At 65.5% G+C, this 23,481-nt stretch carries 19 protein-coding genes and 1 pseudogene; 8 read left to right on the top strand and 12 right to left on the bottom strand.

What is annotated here, in order from left to right:
• Nucleotides 1-45 precede the first annotated feature (45 nt).
• The 3 genes from P3R82_RS26555 to P3R82_RS26565 form a co-directional block, all read right to left on the bottom strand.
• On the bottom strand, nt 46-1,209 hold the full coding sequence (locus P3R82_RS26555) for a glycosyltransferase family 4 protein (RefSeq protein ID WP_283195940.1): 1,164 nt from the start codon (nt 1,207-1,209) through the stop codon (nt 46-48).
• Nucleotides 1,210-1,347: 138 nt separating this feature from the next.
• Nucleotides 1,348-1,584: an Lrp/AsnC ligand binding domain-containing protein gene (locus tag P3R82_RS26560; protein ID WP_112425684.1), complete on the bottom strand. Its 237-nt coding sequence runs from the start codon at nt 1,582-1,584 to the stop codon at nt 1,348-1,350.
• 72 nt (nt 1,585-1,656) lie between these two features.
• Nucleotides 1,657-2,547, bottom strand: coding sequence for a LysR family transcriptional regulator (locus P3R82_RS26565; protein ID WP_283195941.1), 891 nt, complete (start codon nt 2,545-2,547; stop codon nt 1,657-1,659).
• A gap of 112 nt (nt 2,548-2,659) precedes the next feature.
• On the opposite strand from P3R82_RS26565, the gene P3R82_RS26570 reads away from it, so the two are divergent.
• The 7 genes from P3R82_RS26570 to P3R82_RS26600 all read left to right on the top strand — a co-directional run bounded on the left by P3R82_RS26570 (nt 2,660) and on the right by P3R82_RS26600 (nt 11,946).
• Nucleotides 2,660-4,069, top strand: a complete 1,410-nt coding sequence (locus P3R82_RS26570) for a VOC family protein (RefSeq protein WP_283195942.1) — start codon at nt 2,660-2,662, stop codon at nt 4,067-4,069.
• 22 nt (nt 4,070-4,091) lie between these two features.
• Nucleotides 4,092-5,375 carry an FAD-binding oxidoreductase gene (locus tag P3R82_RS26575; protein WP_283195943.1) on the top strand — a complete coding sequence of 428 codons (1,284 nt, stop codon included), beginning with the start codon at nt 4,092-4,094 and terminating at the stop codon, nt 5,373-5,375.
• 25 nt (nt 5,376-5,400) lie between these two features.
• The gene (locus P3R82_RS26580; protein WP_283195944.1) at nt 5,401-6,939 is read left to right on the top strand and encodes an aldehyde dehydrogenase family protein; all 1,539 of its coding nucleotides are present in this window, start codon (nt 5,401-5,403) and stop codon (nt 6,937-6,939) included.
• 79 nt (nt 6,940-7,018) lie between these two features.
• Nucleotides 7,019-8,008: an Ldh family oxidoreductase gene (locus P3R82_RS26585; protein ID WP_283195945.1), complete on the top strand. Its 990-nt coding sequence runs from the start codon at nt 7,019-7,021 to the stop codon at nt 8,006-8,008.
• A 135-nt stretch (nt 8,009-8,143) separates the two neighbouring features.
• Nucleotides 8,144-9,175, top strand: coding sequence for an iron ABC transporter substrate-binding protein (locus P3R82_RS26590; protein ID WP_283195946.1), 1,032 nt, complete (start codon nt 8,144-8,146; stop codon nt 9,173-9,175).
• Nucleotides 9,176-9,400: 225 nt separating this feature from the next.
• Nucleotides 9,401-10,912, top strand: a complete 1,512-nt coding sequence (locus P3R82_RS26595; RefSeq protein ID WP_283196429.1) for an iron ABC transporter permease — start codon at nt 9,401-9,403, stop codon at nt 10,910-10,912.
• Nucleotides 10,909-11,946, top strand: a complete 1,038-nt coding sequence (locus tag P3R82_RS26600; RefSeq protein ID WP_183899931.1) for an ABC transporter ATP-binding protein — start codon at nt 10,909-10,911, stop codon at nt 11,944-11,946. The genes P3R82_RS26595 and P3R82_RS26600 overlap by 4 nt, the downstream gene beginning before the upstream one ends.
• 66 nt (nt 11,947-12,012) lie before the next feature.
• Here P3R82_RS26600 and P3R82_RS26605 read toward each other — a convergent pair whose 3' ends face one another.
• The 6 genes and pseudogenes from P3R82_RS26605 to tesB form a co-directional block, all read right to left on the bottom strand.
• Nucleotides 12,013-13,341, bottom strand: a complete 1,329-nt coding sequence (locus P3R82_RS26605; RefSeq protein WP_283195947.1) for a glucoamylase family protein — start codon at nt 13,339-13,341, stop codon at nt 12,013-12,015.
• Between the two features lie 125 nt (nt 13,342-13,466).
• Entirely contained in the window at nt 13,467-14,138 is a 672-nt protein-coding gene (locus P3R82_RS26610; RefSeq protein ID WP_283195948.1) for an outer membrane lipoprotein carrier protein LolA, read from the bottom strand.
• Nucleotides 14,139-14,306: 168 nt separating this feature from the next.
• Nucleotides 14,307-16,988, bottom strand: coding sequence for a DNA translocase FtsK (locus P3R82_RS26615; protein WP_283195949.1), 2,682 nt, complete (start codon nt 16,986-16,988; stop codon nt 14,307-14,309).
• Between the two features lie 344 nt (nt 16,989-17,332).
• Nucleotides 17,333-18,697, bottom strand: a complete 1,365-nt coding sequence (locus P3R82_RS26620; RefSeq protein WP_283195950.1) for an ammonium transporter — start codon at nt 18,695-18,697, stop codon at nt 17,333-17,335.
• Nucleotides 18,698-18,726: 29 nt separating this feature from the next.
• Nucleotides 18,727-19,077 carry a P-II family nitrogen regulator gene (locus P3R82_RS26625; RefSeq protein WP_183899926.1) on the bottom strand — a complete coding sequence of 117 codons (351 nt, stop codon included), beginning with the start codon at nt 19,075-19,077 and terminating at the stop codon, nt 18,727-18,729.
• Between the two features lie 211 nt (nt 19,078-19,288).
• Nucleotides 19,289-20,172, bottom strand: a pseudogene (tesB, locus tag P3R82_RS26630) (acyl-CoA thioesterase II).
• An 85-nt stretch (nt 20,173-20,257) separates the two neighbouring features.
• On the opposite strand from tesB, the gene P3R82_RS26635 reads away from it, so the two are divergent.
• Nucleotides 20,258-21,472, top strand: a complete 1,215-nt coding sequence (locus P3R82_RS26635) for a ubiquinone biosynthesis hydroxylase (RefSeq protein WP_283195951.1) — start codon at nt 20,258-20,260, stop codon at nt 21,470-21,472.
• Nucleotides 21,473-21,480: 8 nt separating this feature from the next.
• Here P3R82_RS26635 and P3R82_RS26640 read toward each other — a convergent pair whose 3' ends face one another.
• From P3R82_RS26640 to trxA, 3 genes are all read right to left on the bottom strand, one after another.
• Nucleotides 21,481-21,669, bottom strand: a complete 189-nt coding sequence (locus P3R82_RS26640) for a Trm112 family protein (protein ID WP_018901898.1) — start codon at nt 21,667-21,669, stop codon at nt 21,481-21,483.
• Nucleotides 21,670-21,679: 10 nt separating this feature from the next.
• Nucleotides 21,680-22,351 (bottom strand): LON peptidase substrate-binding domain-containing protein, encoded by a 672-nt coding sequence (locus P3R82_RS26645; RefSeq protein ID WP_183899923.1) that lies wholly within the window; start codon nt 22,349-22,351, stop codon nt 21,680-21,682.
• A gap of 133 nt (nt 22,352-22,484) precedes the next feature.
• Entirely contained in the window at nt 22,485-23,480 is a 996-nt protein-coding gene (gene trxA / locus P3R82_RS26650; protein WP_283195952.1) for a thioredoxin, read from the bottom strand.
• Between the last annotated feature and the right edge of the window lies 1 nt (nt 23,481).

The raw sequence follows: 23,481 nt of genomic DNA on the forward strand, positions 1-23,481 counted from the left end.
ATCGGCCGATTGTTCGGCTTGTCGAGGGAAAAGGTGCCGGCTGTCCTAGCCGATGAGCTCTTCATAGACGCCGATGTAACGCTCCGCGACGACGTCCCAGGAATAGGCCGAAGCATCGGAGAGAAGGGCAGCCCGCACCGCCGGGCCCTGCGCTTCCAGGCGCTTGTAGGCCGTTTCCAGCGCGTCCGCCGCGGCCGCCGTATCGGCGAAGTCGGTGAGCAGGATGTCCTTGTGGCGCGCGCCGAGCGTCCTAAAGGCCTCATTCGTGTTGAGCACCGGCAGCAGGCCGGCGCTCATGGCTTCCAGCGCCACCAGCCCGAACCCCTCATAGGATGAGGCCGAAGCGAAGATCGAGGCGTCGGCGATGATGCGCCCGACCGCGTCGTTGTCGGCGCCGACATGGAGGGTGACGGCGTCGTTCAGCTGCAGCCGGTCGATCTGGGCCATCAGGTCCTGCCGTGTCAGATCGGATTCGACGCCGGCGATATCGAGATGCCAGTCCGGATCGCGCGCCTTCAGCACGGCCATCGCATCGATCAGCCTGTCGAGGCGCTTGTTGACCGAAAACCGGCCGATCGTGACGATCCGGCGCTTGGGCGCCCGCGACGCGCGGTCGGCGAACTTGCCGATGTCGGCGCCGTTTTCGATGACGATGGTGCGGCTCGGCGCGATCTTTTCGAACTGCGCGAGATCCGACATGCTGCAGCCGATGACCCGCTGATAGGCCATGGCCGAGAGGCGGGTGATGGTCTGGAACCAGATCTTCTTGATCGCCGCGTATTTCGTCGTGTGGAAGAAGCCGCCATGGGTGGTGACCACCATCGGCTTGCGATGCAGCAGCCGGCCCCAGGCGAGCGCATCGAAGAAGAAGTCGATGGCGTGCACATGGATCAGGTCGGCGTCGCTAAGATGACGAAAGACCTCTGGCGCGAGCGGATAGCGGGTGCTGCCCGACCAGGGGATGCGGATGATGTCGATGCCGTCGATGGTCTGGCGTGACGGCAGCTTTTTGTCGCGGGCGGTAAACAAGCTGTCGAGCGTAACGACGCGGACGCGGTAGCCGCGCTTCAGCGTCTGGCGCGAGAGGTTGGCGATCACGTCCTCGAGGCCGCCGCGATTGGGCAGGAATTGGCGGATGACGTGAACGATCAGCGGCGCGCTGGCGGCGACCGGTTCGGCGTCATGGGTATAGAGTTCGGCGGCGGACATATGTCATTCCTTCGGCCGCGATTGCTGGTCGCGGCTTTCATCGATGCCACATGACAACCGCCCGCGTTAAGGCGGCGTTAAATGTCCGCCTCCCCGGGGTTTTGCCTTTGCGGAGAGTTAACCGACCGTGACCCGGTCTCAGAATGCCCGGAAGGTGAGCGTGGTCAGCGAGCGGACGATGCCGGGAATGCTGGCGATCTGATCGTTAACGAATTTCCCGATGTCCTCGCCTTCCTGGATATAGACCTTGAGCAGCAGGTCGTAGTCGCCGCTGGTCGAATAAAGCTCCGAGACGCGTTCGGTCTTGTAGATGGCGTCGGCGACCTCATAGGTCTTGCCGGGGGCGCACTGGAGCTGGACGAAGATCGGCTTCATGGGAATTTCCTGCATCGAATTCTGTTGCGCCGCATAATGCTCGAAAGCACCCGCCCGGCGCAAGCCATAGTCTTAGAGAGTGGCCTCGCGCACGATCCAGTCGCGGAAGGCCGAAAGCGGGGCGTAATCGGCGCGCTCGGCCGGGAAGGCCAGGTAATAGCGCTCCTTGCTCTCCATTTCGCGATTGACTGATGCCACGAGATCGCCGCGCTTCAGCTCGTCCTCGATCAGGAACGTCGGCAGCAGCGCCACGCCGAGGCCGGCGATCGCTGCCTGGGCGGCCGTCGCGAACTGGTCGAACAGCATGCCGTGAACGGTCTGCGGCGGCACCCCGTTGTCGGCGAACCATTGTTCCCAGGCATCGGGGCGGGTGGTCAGATGCAGCAGCGGCACATCGACGAGGTCGGATGGCTGGCTGATGCCGTACCGGTCGCGGAAATCGGGGCTGCAGGCGGGCACGGTCTTTTCCGACATCAGGAAGCTCAGCTCGGCGCCCGGCCAGAGCGGATGACCGAAGTGAATGGCGGCGTCGATCGAATCCAGACGGAAGTCGAAGGAGGAGAGGCGGGTGACGAGGTTGATGGTGACGCCGGGGTTGGCGGCGAGGAAGCGGCCGAGGCGCGGTGCCAGCCAGCGTGTGCCGAAGGTCGGCAAGATCGCCAGGTTCAGCGTGCCGCCGTGCGGATTGGCGCGCAGGTTCAAGGAGGCGCTGGAGATGCGCCGCAGCGCCTCGCGGATCTCGCGGGCATAGCCGTCGCCGGCAAGCGTCAGGCGCACCGTCTGGCGTTCGCGGATGAAGAGCTCGACGCCGAGCTGCTCCTCCAGCGTCTTGATCTGGCGGCTGACGGCGCTCTGCGTCAGGTCGAGCTCCTTGGCGGCGGCCGTGACGCTGCCGGTGCGCGATACCGCCTCGAAGGCGGAGAGCAGCGCGGTAGAGGGTAGAAAACGCCTTGACGTCAGCATGGGTCATTCCATTTCAGAATGAGCTATTTCCGAAATGTCGATATTTATGGCTTTCGGGCGCTTGTAAATAGCTTCACTAATCAAAATCGGAATGAACGTGGGGATCTCTTTCATGGCAGGCTTCGTTTCCACAGACCGCATCCGCTCGCTGTTCACCGAAGCGATGTCGCGGATGTATCGCGCCGAGGTGCCGCAATATGGAACGCTGCTGGAACTGGTCGCCGACGTCAATGCCGAGGTGCTGGCCAGGGACACAGCGCTCCGCGAGCGCCTGACGCGGGCCGGGGAGCTGGAGCGCATCGATGTCGAGCGCCATGGCGCCATCCGTCTCGGCACGCCCGAAGAGCTCTTCACCATCCGCCGCCTCTTCGCCGTCATGGGCATGCAGTCGGTCGGCTATTACGATCTCTCGGTGGCCGGCGTGCCCGTGCATTCCACCTGCTTCCGCCCGGTCGACCAGGCGGCGCTCAGCGTCAACCCGTTCCGCGTCTTCACCTCGCTGCTCAGGCTCGAACTGATCGAGGACGAGGCTCTGCGCGCCGAGGCCGCCGATATTCTCGCGAAGCGCCGCATCTATACCGCGCGTGCCATCCAGCTGATCGAGCGTCATGAAGCGGCCGGCGGGCTGACGGAGGCGGAAGCGCAGGAATTCGTCGCCGAGGCGCTGGAGACCTTCCGCTGGCATGGCGAGGCGACCGTGACGGCCGAGACCTACAAGCGCCTGCACGACGCGCACCGGCTGATCGCCGACGTCGTCTCCTTCAAGGGGCCGCATATCAACCACCTCACCCCGCGCACGCTCGATATCGACGCCGTGCAGGCCCGCATGCCGGAGCGCGGCATCACGCCGAAGGCCGTCATCGAAGGGCCGCCGCGCCGCGATTGCGATATCCTGCTGCGCCAGACCAGCTTCAAGGCGCTGGAAGAGACGATCGCCTTTGCCGGCGAGACCGAGACCAACAAGGGCACGCATACGGCCCGCTTCGGCGAGATCGAGCAGCGCGGCGTGGCGCTGACGGCCAAGGGCCGGGCGCTCTACGACCGGCTCTTGGCATCGGTTCGCGGCGAAGTGCAGGTTGGCGCTGCCGGCGCCAAGGCTGGCGATTACGACAGCGAGCTTGCCGAACGGTTCCGCGAACTGCCGGACAGCTGGGCGGCGCTCCGGGCCGAGCAACTGGCCTTCTTCCATTATTCCGCGACGCCCAAGGGCGTTGCCGCGGCCGTCGATGGCGCGCTGCCCGATGATGCGGAAGCGCTGATCGAGATGGGTTATCTCACCTTCGATCCCATCGTCTACGAGGACTTCCTGCCTGTCAGCGCGGCCGGGATCTTCCAGTCCAACCTCGGCACGGACCAGCAGCAGAACTATGCCACCCGCTCCAACCGCTCGGCCTTCGAAGAGGCGCTCGGCGCCACCGTCACGGATGAGCTTGACCTTTACGCGGAACGTCAGGCACGCTCGCTGGAAGCGGCGATCGATCTGCTCGGGCTTTCCGGCCTGCGGCTGAGCGACGTCGCCTGAATATCCGCGAACGGAGCCCCCGATGCTGAATGATCCGCGCTCCCATGGCCTTTGGGAAAAGACCGCGCCGCAGCCGCCGGCAACGGTGCCGCTTGCGGGCGCTGTAACCGCTGATATCGTCGTGGTCGGCGGCGGCTATACCGGGCTGTCCTCCAGCCTGCACCTGGCGGAGGCGGGCAAGTCGGTCGTGCTGCTCGAGGCCAACGAAGTCGGCTTCGGCGGCGCGGGGCGCAATGTCGGGCTGATCAATGCCGGCATGTGGGTGATGCCGGACGATCTTCCCGGGGTGCTCGGCCCGGTCTATGGCGAGCGCCTGCTCGACCTGCTCGGCAATGCGCCGAAGCTGGTGATGGAGCTGATCGACAAGCACAAGATCGCCTGCGAGCTCGAGCGCAACGGCACGCTGCATGTCGCCGTCGGCGCCGATGGCCTCAAGGAAATCACCGATCGCGCCAGCCAGTGGGCGGCACGCGGCGCCGATGTCAGATTGCTCGACGCCGCCGAGACGGCACGACGCGTCGGCAGCAGCGCCTATACCGGATCGCTGCTCGACATGCGTGCCGGCACGCTGCAGCCGCTCGCCTATGCGCGCGGCCTCGCGCACGCCGCCGTCAAGGCCGGCGTTGCGCTGCATACGTCGAGCCCCGTCATCGCCACCGAGAAAAACGGCAGTCGCTGGACGGTGAGGACGGCGAAGGGTTCCGTCACCGCCGACTGGATCATCGTTTCGACGGATGCCTACAGCACCGGCCCGTGGGAACAGGTGCGCAACGAGCAGGTGCATCTGCCCTATTTCAACCTGGCGACCCGGCCGCTCGGCGATAATCTGCGCAAGTCGATCCTTGCTGGCCGCGAGGGCGTCTGGGATACCAAGGAAATTCTCTCCTCCTACCGCATGGACCAGGCCGGCCGGCTGGTGTTCGGCAGTGTCGGCGCGCTGCGCAACACAGGGCTTTCCGTCCACAAGGGCTGGGCGCGGCGCGCGCTGAAGAAGCTCTTCCCGCAGCTTGGCGAGGTCGAGTTCGAATGCGAGTGGTACGGCAAGATCGGCATGACCGACAATGCGCTGCCGCGCTTTCACAAGTTCGCCGACAATGTCGTCGGCTTTTCCGGCTATAATGGCCGGGGGATCGCGCCGGGAACGGTGTTCGGCCGCACGCTTGCCCGCCACATCCTGGGCGAGATGGCCGAGGCCGAGCTGCCGCTGCCACTGACTGATCCCGCCGAGCCGCGCTTCCGCGCCGCGAAGGAATTATGGTACGAAGCCGGCGCCCAGGTCGCCCACTTCGCCGATGCCCGCTTCTAAGAACAATAAGGTTGGAACCACGACAATGACCATCGAAACGCTCGATCTCGCCACCGAAACCAAGACCCTCATGTCCAAGCTCGGCGTTAGCGCCACCAGCTTTACCGGCGGCACGCTGCGGGTGACGTCGCCCGTGACAGGCAAGGAAATCGGCGCGCTGAAGGAAGTGTCCGTCGCCGACGCCAAGACCGCGATCGATAATGCCCACAAGGCGTTTCTCGAATGGCGCGCCGTTCCGGCGCCTAAGCGCGGCGAGCTTGTGCGCCTGCTCGGCGAGGAGCTGCGCGCGGCCAAGGCCGAGCTCGGCCGGCTGGTGTCGATCGAAGTCGGCAAGATCACGTCCGAAGGCCTCGGCGAAGTGCAGGAAATGATCGACATCTGCGATTTCGCCGTCGGCCTGTCGCGCCAGCTTTACGGCCTGACGATCGCCACCGAGCGCTCCGAGCACCGGATGATGGAAAGCTGGCATCCGCTCGGCGTCGTCGGCATCATCTCGGCCTTCAACTTCCCCGTCGCCGTCTGGTCGTGGAATGCGGCGCTGGCGCTGGTCTGCGGCAATTCCACCGTCTGGAAGCCGTCCGAAAAGACACCGCTGACCGCGCTCGCCACGCAGGCGCTGTTCGAAAAGGCGCTGAAGCGCTTCGTCGCCGAAGGCGGCACCGCGCCGGCCAATCTCTCGACGCTCCTGATCGGCGGCCGCGATGTCGGCGAGGCCTTGGTCGATCATCCGAAGGTGCCGCTCGTCTCGGCCACCGGCTCGACTGCCATGGGCCGCGCCGTCGGTCCGCGCCTGTCGCAGCGCTTTGCCCGCGCCATCCTCGAACTCGGCGGCAACAACGCCGCGATCATCTGCCCGACGGCTGATCTCGACCTGACGCTGCGCGGCGTCGCCTTCTCGGCCATGGGCACCGCCGGCCAGCGCTGCACCACGCTGCGCCGCCTGTTCGTGCATGAGAGCGTCTACGACGCGCTGGTTCCGCGCCTGCAGAAGGCCTACGGCTCGGTCAGCATCGGCAATCCGCTGGAGGCTGGCACGCTGGTCGGCCCGCTGATCGACAGCCGGGCTTACAGCAACATGCAGTCGGCGCTGGAGCAGGCGAAGGCTGCCGGCGGCAAGGTCACCGGCGGCGAGCGTGTGGAGAATGGTGCCTCCGACGCCTTCTACGTGCGTCCGGCGCTGGTCGAGATGCCCGCGCAGACAGGCCCGGTCGAGAACGAGACCTTCGCGCCGATCCTCTACGTCATGAAGTACAGCGATTTCGACGCGGTTTTGGAAGACCATAACGCCGTGCCGCAGGGCCTGTCGTCGTCGATCTTCACCAACGACATGCGCGAGGCCGAAACCTTCGTCTCGGCGCGCGGGTCCGATTGCGGCATCGCCAACGTCAACCTCGGCCCCTCGGGTGCGGAGATCGGCGGCGCGTTCGGCGGCGAGAAGGAAACCGGCGGCGGCCGCGAGTCCGGCTCCGACGCATGGCGCGCCTACATGCGCCGTGCCACCAACACGATCAACTACGGCAAGACGCTTCCCTTGGCGCAGGGCGTCAAGTTCGACGTCGAATAAGCCTCGCGGTCGATTGCTGCATCGCAGGAAGGGCGATAACGTAACCGCGTTATCGCCTATTTCATGACGTGGGTTCCTCATGCATCTGACACTTGCCGCCGCTGAAGCCCTGGTTTTCGAGGTGTTGACCAGAAACCGGGTGAGCGAGGCCAATGCCCGTTCGGTGGCCCGCGCGCTGGTGGCGGCGGAAGCAGCCGGGCAGGGCGGGCACGGGCTCAGGCGCGTCGAGGCCTATTCCAGCCAGGCGAGGGTCGGCAAGGTCGATGGTTTCGCGACGCCGTCGCTTCTGCGGCCATTTCCCGCCGTGGTGCAGATCGATGCCAATCACGGCTACGCTTATCCGGCTATCGATCTCGCCTTGTCCGTCGTTCCCGATATCGCGCGCGAGCAGGGCATCGCGGCCGCCGCCTTCCGCCGCTCGCACCATGCCGGCGTGCTGGCGCTGACGGTCGAGCGCTTCGCCGAAATGGGGCTGGTGGCGCTGATGGTCGCCAATGCGCCGGCCTCGATGGCGGCATGGGGCGGCCGCAAACCCGTGTTCGGCACCAATCCGATCGCCTTCGCCGCCCCCGTGCCGGACGCCGATCCCGTTGTCATCGACATGGCGCTGTCGCGCGTCGCGCGTGGGAAGATCATGGCGGCCAGGCAGAAGGGCGTGCCGATCCCCGACAGCTGGGCCTTCGACCGCAACGGCCAGCCGACCACGGACGCCGTCGAAGCCCTGGCCGGCACCATGATCCCATCGGGTGAAGCCAAGGGCGCAGCGCTCGCGATGATGGTCGAGATCATGGCCGGCGCGCTCACCGGCGCCAACTTCTCCTTCGAGGCGTCGTCGCTGTTCGACGATCAGGGGGCCGCTCCGGCGCTCGGGCATATGCTCATCGTCATCAATCCAGATGCCGCCGGCGGGGCGGTCGCCGCCGCGCGCATGGGCCGGCTCGCCGAAGAGATCACGTCCGATCCGGATGTGCGGCTGCCCGGCCGGCGCGGGCAGAACGCCCGGCGCATGGCGATCGAGAACGGCATCGAGGTCGAGGACGAGCTGGTCTCGCTCATCCGAGCGCTCTAGAATCGTTCTAAAATATACCAATTATTTCAAGCCTTTGTGATGGCTCCCGGGGTACGCAAACTTGAAATTGAGTGGCAAGGAAAATATACCGCTGCCATCATCCGGATATCGCAGGTGAATGCCATGGAGGGCATCATGACCGTCTCCCTTAGTCGCCTCTCGCATGCCGCCGCTCTCGGCGCGGTGCTTTTCGCCGCGATATCGCTTACTTCGGGCGCCGTGGCGCAGGAGGACGATTCGGAGGGGATCGTCGTCTACAACGCCCAGCACCAGGCTCTCGGCCAGGAGTGGGTGGACGCCTTCACCAAGGAGACCGGCATCAAGGTGACGATGCGCCAGGGCGGCGACATGCAGTTCGCCAACCAGATCATCCAGGAAGACGAGGCTTCGCCCGCCGACGTGTTCCTCACGGAGAATTCGCCGGCGATGACGCTGGTCGATGCCGCCGGCCTGTTCGCGCCGATCGACAAGGAAACGCTCGACCAGGTGCCCGAGCAGTTCCGCTCGAAGAACGGCATGTGGACCGGTATCGGCGCGCGCTCCACGGTGTTTGCCTATGACAAGACGAAACTCAGCGAAGACAAGCTGCCGAAGTCGATGCTCGATCTCGCCGATCCGGCCTGGAAGGGCCGCTGGGGCGCGGCACCCGTCGGCGCCGATTTCCAGGCGATCGTCAGCGCCTTGCTGCAGCTGAAGGGCGAAGAGGCGACGTCCGCCTGGCTGAAGGCGTTGAAGGAAAACGGAGTCTCCTACAAGAGTAACACCGTCGCCATGAAGGCCGTCAACGCGGGCGAGGTCGAAGGCGCGATCATCTATCACTACTACTGGTTCGGCGATCAGGCGGGGACGGCCGAAAACAGCAAGAACGTGGGGCTGTACTACTTCAAGAACCAGGATCCGGGCGCCTTCGTCAGCCTGTCGGGCGGCGGCATCCTGAAATCGAGCCAGCACCAGAAGGAAGCGCAGGCGTTTTTGAAGTTCATCACCGGCAAGGCCGGCCAGACGATCCTGAAGAACGGCACCTCCTATGAGTATGTCGTCGGCAAGGGTGTCGCCTCCAACGACAAGCTGGTGCCGATGGACGAGCTGCAGGCGCCGAAGGTCGATGCCTCGCAACTCGACAGCAAGAAGGTGGTGGAGATGATCACCGCCGCCGGCCTCATCTGACCGGCTGTCCTTCCGTCCCTGGCGTTTCGGGCGAAAACTATTGCTTTTGGCTCAAGAAAACCTTAGGGCAAGACGATAAAGGGCAACCGCTTTAAACGGCGGTTGCCTTCCTTTTTCAGCGTGTCAGAGGCGGCGGTCTTGCTGCAGGACAACAGATTTCTCAACGCCGGCCCGAACGCGCCGGCAGCCCGGCCGGCGCTGAAGCTGGCGCCGCCGCGTCGGCGCATGCCGTACACGCCTGTCGTCGCCTTCGCGACCATCGTTGCCCTGTTCAGTCTCATTCCCCTCGGCTTCATCGCCTGGATCACCGTCGATGTCGGCTGGGAAACCGTGAAGCAACTGGTCTTCCGTCCGCGCGTCGGCGAGCTGCTCGTCAATACCGTGGCTCTCGAAGTCATCACCGTGCCGCTGGCGATCGTGCTGGCGGTGACGCTCGCCTGGATCACCGAACGCACCGACGTGCCCCTGGCGCGGCTCTGGGCGTGGCTTGCGGTGGCGCCGCTGGCCGTACCCGCCTTCGTGCATTCCTATGCCTGGGTCAGCCTGGTGCCGGGGATGCGCGGGCTGCAGAGCGGCGTCTTCGTTTCGGTGCTCGCCTACTATCCGTTCCTCTATCTGCCCGTGGCGGCGGCGCTGCGCCGGCTCGATCCGGCGATCGAGGATGCCGCCGCCTCGCTCGGGCTCGGACCCTGGGCGGTGTTCTTCCGCACCATCCTGCCGCAGCTGAGACTTGCCATCTGCGGCGGCTCGCTCCTGATCGCCTTGCATCTGCTGTCGGAATACGGGCTCTTCGTGATGATCCGCTTCGACACGTTTGCGACCGCGATCGTCGATCAGTTCCAGTCGGCCTATAACAGCCCGGCCGCCAATATGCTCGGCGGCGTGCTGGTCGCCTTCTGCCTGCTTCTGCTCGCCATCGAGGTGCTGGTGCGCGGCAACGAGCGCTATGCCCGCGTCGGCTCCGGTTCGGCGCGGCCGGCCGATCGCCGCCGCCTCGGCTGGTACACGGTGCCGGCCATGCTTCTGCCTCTCGTCGTCGCGGCGCTGACGCTCGGCGTTCCCTTCGTGACGCTGGTGCGCTGGCTCTATCTCGGTGGCGCCGGCATCTGGCGCGTCGAGGTCGGCAATGCCTTCGTCCAGTCGATCGTGCTGGCGCTCGCCGGCGGTATCCTGGCGACGATCGCGGCGGCCCCGATGGCCTGGCTGTCGGTGCGCGCGCCGGGCCGCGTGCAGCGCGTTCTCGAGGCCTGCCACTACTATGTCGGCTCGCTGCCGGGTGTTGTCGTGGCGCTGGCGCTGGTGACGATCACCGTGCGGCTGGTGCTGCCGCTCTACCAGACCTTCGCGACGCTGCTGCTCGCCTATATCCTGCTCTTCCTGCCGCGCGCCATGGTCGGCCTCCGGGCCAGCATCGCGCAGGCGCCGGTGGAGCTGGAGCGGGCGGCGATGGCGCTCGGACGCACGCCGGGCCAGGCGGTGCGGCAGGTGACCATGCGGCTTGCCGCGCCGGGTGCCGCTGCCAGCATCGCGCTGGTGGCGCTCGGGATCACCAACGAGCTGACGGCGACGCTGATGCTGTCGCCCAACGGCGTGCAGACGCTGGCCACGAAATTCTGGTCGCTCACCAGCGAGATCGATTACGTCGCCGCCGCGCCTTATGCCTTCATGATGGTCGTGCTGTCGCTGCCGCTGACCCTTCTCCTTCATGCTCAATCGAAACGGACCGCCGGACAATGACGCTGCTTACGATCGAAGGTGCCAGCAAGCGTTACGGTCAGGTGCAGGCGCTCGATACTATCTCGCTCGACGTGACGGCGGGCAGCCGCACCGCCGTGGTCGGTCCCTCCGGCTCGGGCAAGACGACGCTGCTTCGCATCATCGCGGGCTTCGAGCAGCCCGATAGCGGCCGCGTCATGCTTGACGGCGAGCTCCTGGCCGATGGGCCGGCCGCCGTTCCGGCGCACAGGCGCGGCATCGGCATCGTCTCACAGGAAGGCGCGCTGTTTCCGCATCTCGACGTGGCCGGCAATATCGGCTTCGGCATCGCGCGCGGCGCTGATAACCGCGACAAGCGGGTGCTCGAGCTGCTCGACATGGTCGAGCTCGATCGCGGCATGCTGACGCGTCGCCCGCACCAGCTCTCCGGCGGCCAGCAGCAGCGCGTGGCGCTGGCGCGCGCGCTCGGCCGCGAACCGCGCCTGATGCTGCTCGACGAGCCATTCTCGGCGCTTGACACGGGCCTGCGCGAAAACATGCGCAAGGCGGTGGCCCGGGTGCTGCAGGCGGCCGGCATCACCAGCATCCTCGTCACCCACGACCAGGCCGAGGCGCTCTCCTATGCCGATCAGGTGGCGGTGCTTCGCGACGGCAGGCTGGTGCAGGCCGGATCGCCGCAATCGCTCTATCTGGCGCCGCGCGACCGCGAGACGGCGCTGTTTCTCGGGGATGCGGTGATGCTGCCGGCGATCATCCGCAACGGCCATGCCGATTGCGCGCTCGGCCATGTCGCGGTCGACAGCGAGCATCAGGGCAAGGTCGAGATCATGCTGCGGCCTGAGCAGATCCGCGTCGTCACCGACAGCAGCGAGCAGCCTTATGGCGGGCGCGTGGTCGAGGTGGATTTCGGGGGCGCGACCTGCACGGTCGCCGTATCGCTCGACGGCGTGGCGCTGCCGCCGATCCTGATCAAGACCTCCAGCGTGGCGCTGCCTTCGCGCGGCGATCGGGTGCGGCTGGAGATCGCCGGCAAGGCGCATGTCTTCGCGCGCTGAGCCGTCTTTGCATCATGGCGGGCGTTTTTCGCGCCCGCCCGAAACCGCCGATCAGGCGATCGTCATTCAGGCGAACTTGCGCTCGTCGTTTTCCGCCTCGTCTTCGAGCCAGCCGCCGGTAAAGCCGGCGCGCGTGAGGCCGGTGCGGATGACGTCGGACTTGCGCATCAGGCTCCAGACGAAATCGGAGCGGTCGTTTTCGATCGACATGACGAGCAGTCCCTGGTCGATGCCGACGCAGCGATCGTCCACCCAGCCCTCGGGTCCCGCCGTCTTCACCGACGGGTTGAAACCGCCGGGAAAGCGCCCTTCACCGCAGAGGTTGTGATAGGTCTGCAGCAGCGCGCGCGTGCCCGAGATCGCCGCCTCGCGGTCGTAGGGCAGCGACGCCAGCGCGCACCAGGGCGCCAGCGTGCCGTCGTCGGGGCCAAGCGGCGCGCCGCGGGCGGCGTAGCCGAGCACGTTCGGGCGCCGGTCGCCATGACGTCTGCGTGATGGCGGCGGGCCGTCGGAGGCGGAAAGACCCCAGATATCCCTGGAATAGCCGACGAAATTGCCGGGGTTGCGCTCGGCGTAATCGCGCTGCACCTCGATGCAGATCTGCGTGTTGCGGAAATAATCGCTGTCGCGCGCCGCCATCGGCTTGTCGCGGATGCCGCGAAAATCGATCCAGGCATGCGAGAAGAGGTGGATGAAGAAGGGACCGGCGTAGAGATAGCACTTGTCGCCGAACAGCATCCAGGAATAGCTCGAGGTGAAGGCGTCGTAGCTTGATTGCGGGATCGGATGCGTCGGCGAAGCGAGCGCCAGCGTGTAGAGCAGCACCGCCTCGTCATAGCCCTGCCAGCGCCAGCGCAGGAAGCCGCTACCGGGCTTCCAGCCCATGCAGACGGTCTCGCCCTTGTTCAGCGCCCAGCGCCAGTCGATGCGCTCGTAGATCAGCGTCGCGAGACGGCGGATCTCGGTCTCGGCCTCGCTGTCGCCATCGAAATAGGCGGCGGCCGTCAGCACGCCGGCCACGAGCAGCGTCGTGTCGATGGTCGACAGCTCGCTGTTCCAGGCGCGGTTGCCGGTGTCCATGTGCAGGAAGTGGTAGAAGAAGCCCTTATAGCCGATCGCGTGGCGCTCGCGGCCCTGGTGGCCGTTGGCGAAGAAGCAGAGCGTCGTCGTGGTGCGCGATATCGCATCGGCCCGCGTCATCCAGCCGCGCTCGACGGCGACCGGATAGGACGACAGCGCGAAGCCGACGGCGGCGATGCTGCAGGGCACGCCCGCGACCGAGGTGTCGGCGATGAGCCCGTTATCGGGATTGGCATGTTTCAGGAAGTAGTTGAACGCCGCCTGCTGCAGCCTGTCGATCAGCGCGGCATCTGTTTCCTCGGTCCGTTGCAGCATGTGCTCCCGCCCAATCGGTTGTCCCTGGTTCAGCATGGCCCCTGGTTCAACATGGGCAACAGCGATGCGCAAATCAATGTTTCTTGAGGGTCCGGCGCGGCGGAGCGGTCACCCCGCCGCCAAGCTCAATCCCGATAGGCCGCCGTTCCCGGAATGACCTCGTAGGGTACCTTGAACACCTTGTCGTCGAACTGCACGCCGGTCTGAACGTTGAACACCATGACGGAGGTGTCCTTCCCCTGGTTGTCGGTGATCGTCCACTGGCGCAGGTCGAAGGTCTTCGGATCGAACATCATGGTGATGGTCGAGTTGCCGAACACCGTGCTATTGCCGAGCGCGATGGTCGTCAGGTCGGATTCTTCCTTGACGCTCTTCACCGAGCCGGCCGACAGATCGATCTTCTGTGCCAGAAGCAGGCTGAGCGGCGTCTTCGACAGCGGGTAGAGGTCCCAGGTCTTCAGCTTCATGTTGCCGATCGCCACGTTCCTGCCGTCGGCGATGACGCGGATCGGCGACGGGTCGTCATAATTGAAGCGCAGCTTGCCGGGGCGCTGGATGAAGAACTTGCCGCCGGTCTGCTCGCCCTTGGGGCCGAACTGCACGAACTCGCCCTGCATCGTGGCGACGGAGGAGAAATGATCGGCGATCGCCTGCGCGGTGTTGGCGCTGGGCGCGGCCGCGGCCTGGGCGAAGACGTTGAGCGGCAGCGCCGTGGACGCCGCCGCGACAGCAAGCGCGCCCAGCATGTGGCGCCGTGTCAGCGTGAGGCGGTCCAGGAAAGTGTCGGAGTGGTTCATGAAAGTCTCCTTTATGCAGTCTGCATGCTGCCGAAACGCGGCGTCTTCATGGCGTGTTCGCAGGACCGGCCAAAGGTAACGTTTTCGCACCGATCAGGTTTCCGTGAAGTCCCGGCCCATACGAGATAAATCGGAACGCCGGCGCGGGAATCAAGGGCGCTTTCGCCCCTAGCGGTCGAGAATATCGCCTTCCGTCGGCACCAGGATTTCGCGCTTGCCGGCGTGGTTGGCCGGGCCGATCACGCCCTCCTGCTCCATGCGCTCTATCAGCGATGCGGCGCGGTTGTAGCCGATGCCGAGACGGCGCTGGATGTAGGAGGTCGAGGCCTTTCCGTCGCGCAGGACGATGGCGACGGCCTGGTCGTAGGGATCGTCGCTGTCGGCGAGGTTGCCGGTGCCGGCGGGGCCGCCGCCGTAGTCGCCGTCCTCGTCGTCATCGGCGGTGATGGCGTCGAGATATTGCGGCGCGCCCTGCGTCTTCAGATAGGCGACGATGTCCTCGACTTCCATGTCGGCCACGAACGGGCCGTGGACGCGCTGGATGCGGCCGCCGCCGGCCATGTAGAGCATGTCGCCCATGCCGAGCAGCTGTTCGGCGCCCTGTTCGCCCAAGATGGTGCGGCTGTCGATCTTGGACGTCACCTGGAAGGAGATGCGGGTCGGGAAGTTGGCCTTGATCGTGCCGGTGATGACGTCGACGGACGGACGCTGCGTCGCCATGATGACATGGATGCCGGCGGCGCGCGCCATCTGCGCCAGGCGCTGCACGGCGCCTTCGATGTCCTTGCCGGCGACCATCATCAGGTCGGCCATTTCGTCGATGATGACGACGATATAGGGCAGCGGCTTCAGGTCGAACTCTTCCGTCTCGTACATCGCCTCGCCGGTCTCCCGGTCGAAACCCGTCTGCACGGTGCGCGAGATCGCCTCGCCCTTGGCGAGCGCCTGCTCGACGCGGGAATTGAAGCCGTCGATGTTGCGCACGCCGATCTTCGACATCTTCTTGTAGCGCTCTTCCATCTCGCGCACGGTCCACTTCAGCGCCACGACGGCCTTCTTCGGATCGGTGACGACGGGCGAGAGCAGATGCGGGATGCCGTCATAGACGGAGAGTTCGAGCATCTTCGGATCGATCATGATCAGGCGGCACTGCTCCGGCGTCATGCGGTAGAGCAGCGACAGGATCATGGTGTTGATGGCGACCGACTTACCCGAGCCGGTGGTGCCGGCGACGAGCAGATGCGGCATCTTGGCGAGATCGGCGATGACGGCTTCGCCGCCGATGGTCTTGCCCAGCGCCATGGCGAGCTTGGCCTTGGAGGTCTCGAAGTCTCTGGAAGCGATCATCTCGCGCAGATAGACGGTCTCGCGGATGTTGTTCGGCAGTTCGATGCCGATGGCGTTGCGGCCGGGCACGACGGCGACGCGGGCGGCGATGGCGCTCATCGAGCGGGCGATATCGTCGGCAAGGCCGATGACGCGCGACGACTTGATGCCCGGCGCGGGCTCCAGTTCGTAGAGCGTGACCACGGGGCCGGGGCGCACATGGATGATCTCGCCCTTGACGCCGAAATCCTCGAGCACGCCTTCGAGCATGCGGGCATTCTGTTCCAGCGCGTCGGCGGACAGCGTCGAATCGCGCACGACGGCCTTGGGCTCCGCGAGCAGATGCACCGACGGCAGCTGGAAACCTTCGGGACGGATGAAGGAGCCCTGCTGCTCGCGCTCCATGCGGGCGCCGGGCTTGGGCCGGGCGGCGGCCTGCTGCACGCGCGGCTCGGGGCGACCGCCGGCCTGCTTGGCGGGCGCGCGCATCATCCAGCCATTGTCGTCCTCGTCGTCGGGCAGGATATCGGCCGGGCGCGGCGGCATGTCGCCGTAGCCCATGTCGTCGTCTTCATCGTCGTTGAGCGAGATCGACGGCGCCGAGACCACGCGGCGCGGCGAGCCGGCCCGGGGAGCGATCGACGGGTCCATCGACGGATCCATGCGCTCGCCGCGTTGGGGCGCCTTGGCGCGCACCGGCTCGTTGAGCTTGCCGAACTCGTCATCGTTGAAATCGTAGGGCGCGTCGTAATCATCAAGCTTGCGCTTGCGCGGGCCCATACCGAGCATGCGCCGCATGCGGGCCTGGCTCATGTACCAGGCATGCGTCAGCGCGCCGAAGGCGAGCCAGCCGCCCTCGTCGTCATCCTCGTCCTCATCGCCCACCGAGCGCAGCTTGGAGCGGCTGGCGGCGTAGTTCTCTTCCTCTTCCTCGGCTTCCTCCTCCTCGGTGCGGCCGATGATGCCGGCGGCAAACAGCATCATCCAGACGCAGGGCACCGCGAAGATGCAGCCGACGACGATGGCGAAGGTGCCGGTCGGGTAAGCGCCGACGAACAGCGCCGGGAAGCGCAGGATCATGTCGCCGATGACGCCGCCGATGCCGTTGGGGATCGGCCAGGTCAGCGGCGGCGGAAAGCAGCCGAGCACGGCCGAGGACAGAACGGAGCCGAGGCCCCAGGCGGCGGCGCGCGCCGGAATGCGGGTGAAGCGGCGGCCGGAGATCAGCGCCAGCGCCCAGGCGACCACGGGCAGCAGCGCCACGACGCTCGCCAGCCCGAAGAATTGCATCAGGATATCGGCGAAGGCGGCGCCGCTATAGCCGAGCACATTGGTGGGCTCGTTGCCGGTGGCGTAGGAATAGCTCGGATCGGCGACGTTCCAGGTCGCCAGTGCCGCGATTGCCAGTGCCAGCGCGATGAAGATCGCGAACCCCAAAAGGGTCTGCGCCTGCCGGAAGATGAACCCCGAGAGGGAGAAACGGTCCGGCCGGCCATCCATTGCTGGCGATGTGCTTCTTGCCATGTGTTGTACCCGTCCAATGCCTGAAAGCGTGCGAATCGCCAATGCACTTCGCGCCCAATGCGTCCGCTCCACCTAATCAAAGGACGGTTAAAGCGATGTTAACCATGCGGGGTCCGTCCCAGGCATGTCGCGCGAAAGCGCGCGGCGGTTTCGCGGCAACGACATGCGATAAAACAAGGGCTTAAAGCCTGACGGGCGATCCTTGGGGGCGCGACGCGCGCCCGGCATCGGAAAATAAAAAGGCCCGAACCTTTGCGAGGTCCGGGCCAGGAGCGGCATAAGTGTTGATCAGGCCGTGACAGGCTGTTCGGCGGCGCCCTTTGTTCGGGCGCCGCAAGCCTTGATTACGAGTGGTAGGCGGCTTCGCCGTGCGTTGCGAGGTCGAGACCTTCGCGCTCGGATTCGACCGGGACGCGCAGGCCGACGATAACGTCGACGACCTTGTAGAGGATCGCCGAGCCGATGCCGGACCATACGATGGTGATGGCGATCGCGGTGATCTGCGTCATGACCTGGCCGCCCATGGTGACGCCCTCGGCATAGCCGACGCCGCCGAGCGACGCGCTGGCGAAGATGCCGGTTCCGATCGCGCCGAACATGCCGCCGATGCCGTGAACGCCGAAGACGTCAGCGGTGTCGTCGTAGCCGAACTTGTTCTTCACCACGGAGACGAAGAAGTAGCAAAGCGGCGAAACGATCAGGCCCATGATGATGGCGCCCATCGGGCCGACGATGCCGGCAGCCGGCGTGATGGCGACCAGACCTGCGACCATGCCGGACGCGCCGCCGAGCATGGAGGCCTTGCCGCGGGTGAGCGTTTCAACGACGGCCCACGACACGACGGCGGCAGCCGTGGCCACGAAGGTGTTGACGGTAGCGAGCATCGCGCCGCCCGAAGCTTCGAGGTTGGAGCCGGCGTTGAAGCCGAACCAGCCGAACCAGAGCATCGAGGCGCCGACCATGGTGAGCGTCATCGAGTGCGGCGCCATCATGTCCTTGCCGAAGCCGGTACGCTTGCCGACCATGATCGCACCGATCAGACCGGCGACGCCGGCATTGATGTGAACGACGGTACCGCCGGCGAAGTCGAGCGCGCCCATCTTGAAGAGCAGGCCGTTGGCGTCCCAGACCATGTGGGCGATCGGGAAGTAGACGAAGGTGGCCCACAATGCGCAGAAGAGCACCACGGCGGAGAACTTGATGCGCTCGGCGAAGGCGCCGACGATCAGGGCGGGGGTGATGGCCGCGAAGGTCATCTGGAACATCGCGAAGATGTACTCGGGGATGACGACGCCCTGCGAGAAGGTCGCGGCGGTGGAATCCTTGGTGATGCCGGCGAGGAACATCTTCGCCGTGCCGCCCCAGTAGGCGCTCTCGGAGCCGCCGAAGGCGAAGGAGTAGCCGTAGATGACCCAGATGAGCATCATCACGGCGGCGACCATCGTGCACTGCATCAGTACCGACAGCATGTTCTTGGCGCGAACCAGGCCGCCGTAGAACAGCGCCAGGCCCGGCAGGATCATGAACAGCACGAGCAGCGTGGAGATGAACATGAAGGCGGTGTCGCCCTTATCGGGAACCGGCGCGGCTGCGGCAGCCGGAGCGGCCGTCGTGGCGGCATCCTGCGCGAAGGCGACGACCGGCGCGAGGAGCGCCGCGGACGCAGTGGCAAGGCGCGCCAGAGTGGGAGAAAACTTCGAAATTGACATAGAGAAAAGCTCCTTGGCTCTACCGTTACTTACAGCGCTTCTGCGTCGGTTTCGCCGGTACGGATGCGCACGGCATGGTCGATCGAGTAAACGAAGATCTTGCCGTCGCCGATCTGGCCGGTCTTGGCCGACGCGGCGATGGCTTCGACGGCCTTGTCGACGATCTCCGTTGCGACGGCGATCTCGATCTTGAGCTTCGGCAGGAAGCTGACCGCGTATTCGGTGCCGCGATAGATTTCGGTATGTCCCTTCTGGCGCCCGTAACCCTTCACTTCGGTCACGGTCAGGCCCTGAATGCCGATCGCCGTGAGGGCTTCGCGCACCTCATCCAGCTTGAACGGCTTGATAATGGCCATCACAATTTTCATCTGGTTTCCCATCCTTCGTTACCCTCGGCACGGAGCCGACTCTCCTTGCCACTGCCGTTTGCGACCAGCGACCAGCCTCCTACATTCAAGGCCCGTGCCAGATTCGAAACGATTTGTTAAGGTATTGAAAAATAAGGAGGATATTTATTGACGCCAATAAACAGGCAAATGATTGCCTAATAGCCGCCCAAGAAATGCGCAAATGGACAAATTTGCACTCAAATTAGTCATTTGCCCTTTTACGAATCAGGCCTTCCTGCGCCACCGACGCAATCAGGACACCATCTCGCGTATAGAGGCTACCGCGCGTCGGCCGCGGGCGCCGGATGCGGAGGGGCTGTCCTGTGTATAAAGGAGCCAGTCGTCGAGCTTGACCGGGCGATGGAACCACATCGAATGGTCGAGGCTTGCGACCTGGATCGTCTGGTCGAAGATCGAGGTGCCGTGCGGGTAGAGCGACGTGTCGAGCAGCGTCATGTCGGAGATATAGGCGAGCACCGCCGCCTGGGCGTGCCGGTCGTCGGGGACGGGACCGTTGGCGCGCACCCAGACATGCTGGAGCGGATCGAGTTTCTTGTCGGAGAAATAGTGGGTGAGCGAGACCGGCCGGATCTCGACCGGCCGCTCGCGGCCCCAGTATTTGCGGATCGCCTCGGGCGCATTGGCGAGGTAGCGCTTGGCGATCTCGTTCTCGTCGATCAGCGTTTCGGGCATCGGCACGTCGGGCATGGCGACCTGATGCTCGAAGCCCGGCTCGACGATCTGGAACGACGCAGACAGCGCGAAGATCGCCTTGCCATGCTGGATGGCGACGACGCGGCGGGTGTTGAAGCTCGATCCGTCGCGGATGCGCTCGACCTGGTAGACGATCGGCACGGAGGGGTCGCCGGGCCGCATGAAATAGGCATGCAGCGAATGCACCAGCCGCTCGATGTCGACGGTGCGCTGCGCCGCCATCAGCGCCTGCGCGATCACCTGTCCGCCGAAGACCCGCTGCCATCCGACCTGCGGGCTGGTGCCGCGGAAGATGTCCACCTCGATCGGCTCGAGATCGAGCGTCGCGAGCAGGGTTTCCATCGCGGTCGGCTTTTCGGTGTGGCGCGTCATTTTGTATGGCTCCGGCAGGTAGGAAGTGAGGCGATGATGATCTATATAGATCAATAGGATATTCTAAAAGAACGGGACGGGCGTTATGCGTGACATGCTTGTGGTTGGCGGGGGGTATGTCGGGCTCTCCATGGCTGTCGCGGTCAAGCAGGCGGCGCCGCATCTCGACGTCGCGGTGGTCGAAGCAGCCCCCGAGCACGTCTGGCGCAAGGACCCGCGCGCGTCCGCCATCATCGCCGCCGCCACCAAGATGCTCGACGTTTTCGGCATCTGGAACGAGATCGAGCCGACGGCGCAGCCGATCACCAAGATGATCGTCACCGATTCCAAGACCTCCGATCCCGTCCGCCCCGTGTTTCTGACCTTCGACGGCGAGGTCGAGGACGGCAAGCCCTTCGCCCACATGATCCCGAACGTCGCCATGGTCGGCGCGCTGCGCGGCGCCTGCGAACGGCTCGGCATCGAGATCACCCACGGTCTCAGCGCCACCGGCCTGAAGACGCTCGATACCCACGCCGAGATCACGCTCTCCGACGGCGGCACGATCGAGACCAGACTGGTGGTCGCCTGCGACGGCGTGCGCTCGCACCTGCGCGATCTGGCCGGCATCAAGACGGTGCACTGGGAGTATGGCCAGTCCGGCATCGTCACCACGGTCGAGCACGAGCGCCCGCACAATGGCTGCGCCGAAGAGCATTTCCTGCCGTCCGGCCCCTTCGCCATCCTGCCGCTGAAGGACAACCGCTCCTCGCTGGTGTGGACGGAAACGACGGCGGACGCCAACCGGCTGGTGCGCTCCGACGACCTGATTTTCGAGGAAGAACTGGAGCGCCGCTTCGGCCACAAGCTCGGCGCGCTGAAGGTGGTGGGCGACAAGCGCGCCTTCCCGCTCGGCCTGACGCTGGCGCGCGCCTTCGTCGCGCCGCGCCTGGCGCTGGCAGGTGACGCCGCCCACGGTATCCACCCGATCTCCGGCCAGGGCCTCAATCTCGGCTTCAAGGATGTGGCGGCCCTTGCCGAAACCATCGTCGAGGCCGATCGCCTCGGCCTCGATATCGGCTCGATCAACATTCTCGAGCGCTACCAGGCCTGGCGCCGCTTCGACACTTTCCGCATGGGTGTGACGACCGATGTGCTGAACCGGCTGTTTTCCAACGATCTCGCGCCGATCCGCATCGCCCGCGACTTCGGCCTCGGCCTCGTCGACCGCCTGCCGGGCCTCAAATCCTACTTCATCGACCAGGCCGCCGGCACGACGGCGGCGGGCAACCCGCGCCTGCTGGCAGGTGAGCGAATTTAGGGCTTGATCTATTCCTCGATCTCGCGCGCTTCGGACACCAGCATGATCGGAATGCCGTCGCGTATCGGGTAGGCGAGCTTTGCCTTTTCGGAGACGAGCTCGTTGTGCTCGCGGTCATAGGTCAGTCGCCCCTTGGTCAGCGGGCAGACCATCAGTTCCAGAAGCTTGGGATCGACGCGGCTCAGTTTTTCGTCCATGCGACCGCTTCTACTGCAAAATCGTGTCCGAGTCACCGAAGACCCGGGCAAGCACGATCTCGGTGATCGCGATCAGCGTTTCCGCCCGTGTCTTGAGGTCGGGCGCCTCCAGCAGCGCCTGCTTTTCCGCCGGGCCGAAGGGCGACATCATCGCCAGCGAATTGACCAGCGTCATGTTGCTGGCGCGCTCCACGCTCTCCCAGTCGGCCTCCAGCTTGTTGGCCTCGAGATAGGCCTTGAAGGCGGCGAGAAGGGCTGCGCGGTCGACCGCGTCCTCCTCGTTGCGCGCCGAAAAATCGGAGATGAAGGGCGCGATGCGGAAGGTGCGGTAAGGCTGGTGCGTCTCCTTCTCGTCGAGCAGCCGGAAGCGGCAGACGCCCGTCAGCGAGACGATGTAGCGGCCATCGCCGGTTTCGGCGAAGGAGGTTATGCGGCCGACGCAGCCGACGGCGCTGAGATTGGCTTCGCTGTGCTTCTCGTCGCTGTCGCCGAGCGCCGGCTGCACCATGCCGATCAACCGGTTGCCTGCGATCGCGGCATCGAACATGGCGAGATAGCGCGGCTCGAAGATGTTGAGAGGGAGCTGGCCGGTGGGAAGCAGCAGCGCACCGGTCAAGGGGAAGACGGCGATCGTGTCGGGCACATCGCCGCTCTTCAGATATCGTGCATTGCCCACTTGCATCGGCACTCGTCCCGCATAATCGGCGGGCCTAAATCACGCGCCCGCATCCAAGGGAATGTGGGGTACGTTGCCGAAAACGCAAGGGTCGGCGGCGGCAAAGCGCGGGGCGAAATGTCGCGCGCGCCCGCGTGCCTTAGGAAAACAACAGAGCCGAAAGCTTGCGGCGTCCCGAGACGCTGGCCGGGTCCTTGAAGCCCCAGACCTCGAAGAACTGCAACAGCTGACGGCGCGCGCCGTCGTCGTCGAAGGTCCGGTCCTTGCGCATGATGTAAAGCAGATGATCGGCCGCTTCCTCGCGTGCGCCCTCGACATTGCGGATCTTGGCGAGCTTGATGCGCGCCTCGTGATCGTCGGGGTTGGCGGCGAGCGTATTTTCCAGCGCCACGGGGTCGCCGAGCTTGCGGGCTTCCTCGATCTGTTCCAGCTTCTTCACCACCGCCTGGATCGCAGGATCGGCCGCCATCGTCTCCGGCAGCTCGCTCAGTACCTCGCGCGCGCGCTCGTGCTGGTTGGCGGCGATCATGCACTGCGCCATGCCGGCCAGCGCCCTGGCATTCTCCGGGTCGGCCTGCATGACGGCGCCGTAGAGCTGTGCCGCGCCATTGACGTCGCCATTGGCGAGCAGGCCGTCGGCCTCGACGAGGACGGCCTCGATCTCGGCGGCCTGATCGGCGCCAGCGGGACCGGCCACGCGATCGATGAATTCACGGATCTGGCTTTCGGGCACCGCGCCCATGAAGCCGTCGGCTGGACGGCCGCCGACGAAGGCGATGACGGCGGGGATCGACTGGATGCCGAGCTGGCCGGCGATCGAGGGATGATCGTCGATGTTCATCTTCACGAGCTTGATGCGGCCCTGGGCCTCGTTGACCACCTTTTCGATCACGGGTGTTAGCTGCTTGCACGGGCCGCACCAGGGCGCCCAGAAATCGACGAGCACCGGCTGGTTGCGCGACTCCTCGATGACGTCCTTGCCGAAGGTCGCCGTCGTCGTATCCTTGATGTAGCCGCCGGCCGCCACCGGTGCCGGCGCCGCTGCCTGGGCGGGTGCCGCGGGCGCGCCGCCATAGCTCGCCGTTGCCGACATCTGGCCGAAGGAATTGCTGTAGGGGTTGTCGTTGCCGCTCATG

Source organism: Rhizobium sp. AN80A (assembly GCF_030053015.1).
Classification (GTDB): Bacteria; Pseudomonadota; Alphaproteobacteria; order Rhizobiales; family Rhizobiaceae; genus Rhizobium; species Rhizobium metallidurans.

Bases quoted from the DNA above. Each gene is read 5' to 3' on its own strand.
- P3R82_RS26555 (WP_283195940.1), bottom strand. From the start codon at position 1,209: ATGTCCGCCGCCGAACTCTATACCCATGACGCCGAACCGGTCGCCGCC.
- P3R82_RS26560 (WP_112425684.1), bottom strand. From the start codon at position 1,584: ATGAAGCCGATCTTCGTCCAGCTCCAGTGCGCCCCCGGCAAGACCTAT.
- P3R82_RS26565 (WP_283195941.1), bottom strand. From the start codon at position 2,547: ATGCTGACGTCAAGGCGTTTTCTACCCTCTACCGCGCTGCTCTCCGCC.
- P3R82_RS26570 (WP_283195942.1), top strand. From the start codon at position 2,660: ATGGCAGGCTTCGTTTCCACAGACCGCATCCGCTCGCTGTTCACCGAA.
- P3R82_RS26575 (WP_283195943.1), top strand. From the start codon at position 4,092: ATGCTGAATGATCCGCGCTCCCATGGCCTTTGGGAAAAGACCGCGCCG.
- P3R82_RS26580 (WP_283195944.1), top strand. From the start codon at position 5,401: ATGACCATCGAAACGCTCGATCTCGCCACCGAAACCAAGACCCTCATG.
- P3R82_RS26585 (WP_283195945.1), top strand. From the start codon at position 7,019: ATGCATCTGACACTTGCCGCCGCTGAAGCCCTGGTTTTCGAGGTGTTG.
- P3R82_RS26590 (WP_283195946.1), top strand. From the start codon at position 8,144: ATGACCGTCTCCCTTAGTCGCCTCTCGCATGCCGCCGCTCTCGGCGCG.
- P3R82_RS26595 (WP_283196429.1), top strand. From the start codon at position 9,401: ATGCCGTACACGCCTGTCGTCGCCTTCGCGACCATCGTTGCCCTGTTC.
- P3R82_RS26600 (WP_183899931.1), top strand. From the start codon at position 10,909: ATGACGCTGCTTACGATCGAAGGTGCCAGCAAGCGTTACGGTCAGGTG.
- P3R82_RS26605 (WP_283195947.1), bottom strand. From the start codon at position 13,341: ATGCTGCAACGGACCGAGGAAACAGATGCCGCGCTGATCGACAGGCTG.
- P3R82_RS26610 (WP_283195948.1), bottom strand. From the start codon at position 14,138: ATGAACCACTCCGACACTTTCCTGGACCGCCTCACGCTGACACGGCGC.
- P3R82_RS26615 (WP_283195949.1), bottom strand. From the start codon at position 16,988: ATGGCAAGAAGCACATCGCCAGCAATGGATGGCCGGCCGGACCGTTTC.
- P3R82_RS26620 (WP_283195950.1), bottom strand. From the start codon at position 18,697: ATGTCAATTTCGAAGTTTTCTCCCACTCTGGCGCGCCTTGCCACTGCG.
- P3R82_RS26625 (WP_183899926.1), bottom strand. From the start codon at position 19,077: ATGGGAAACCAGATGAAAATTGTGATGGCCATTATCAAGCCGTTCAAG.
- P3R82_RS26635 (WP_283195951.1), top strand. From the start codon at position 20,258: ATGCGTGACATGCTTGTGGTTGGCGGGGGGTATGTCGGGCTCTCCATG.
- P3R82_RS26640 (WP_018901898.1), bottom strand. From the start codon at position 21,669: ATGGACGAAAAACTGAGCCGCGTCGATCCCAAGCTTCTGGAACTGATG.
- P3R82_RS26645 (WP_183899923.1), bottom strand. From the start codon at position 22,351: ATGCAAGTGGGCAATGCACGATATCTGAAGAGCGGCGATGTGCCCGAC.
- trxA (WP_283195952.1), bottom strand. From the start codon at position 23,480: ATGAGCGGCAACGACAACCCCTACAGCAATTCCTTCGGCCAGATGTCG.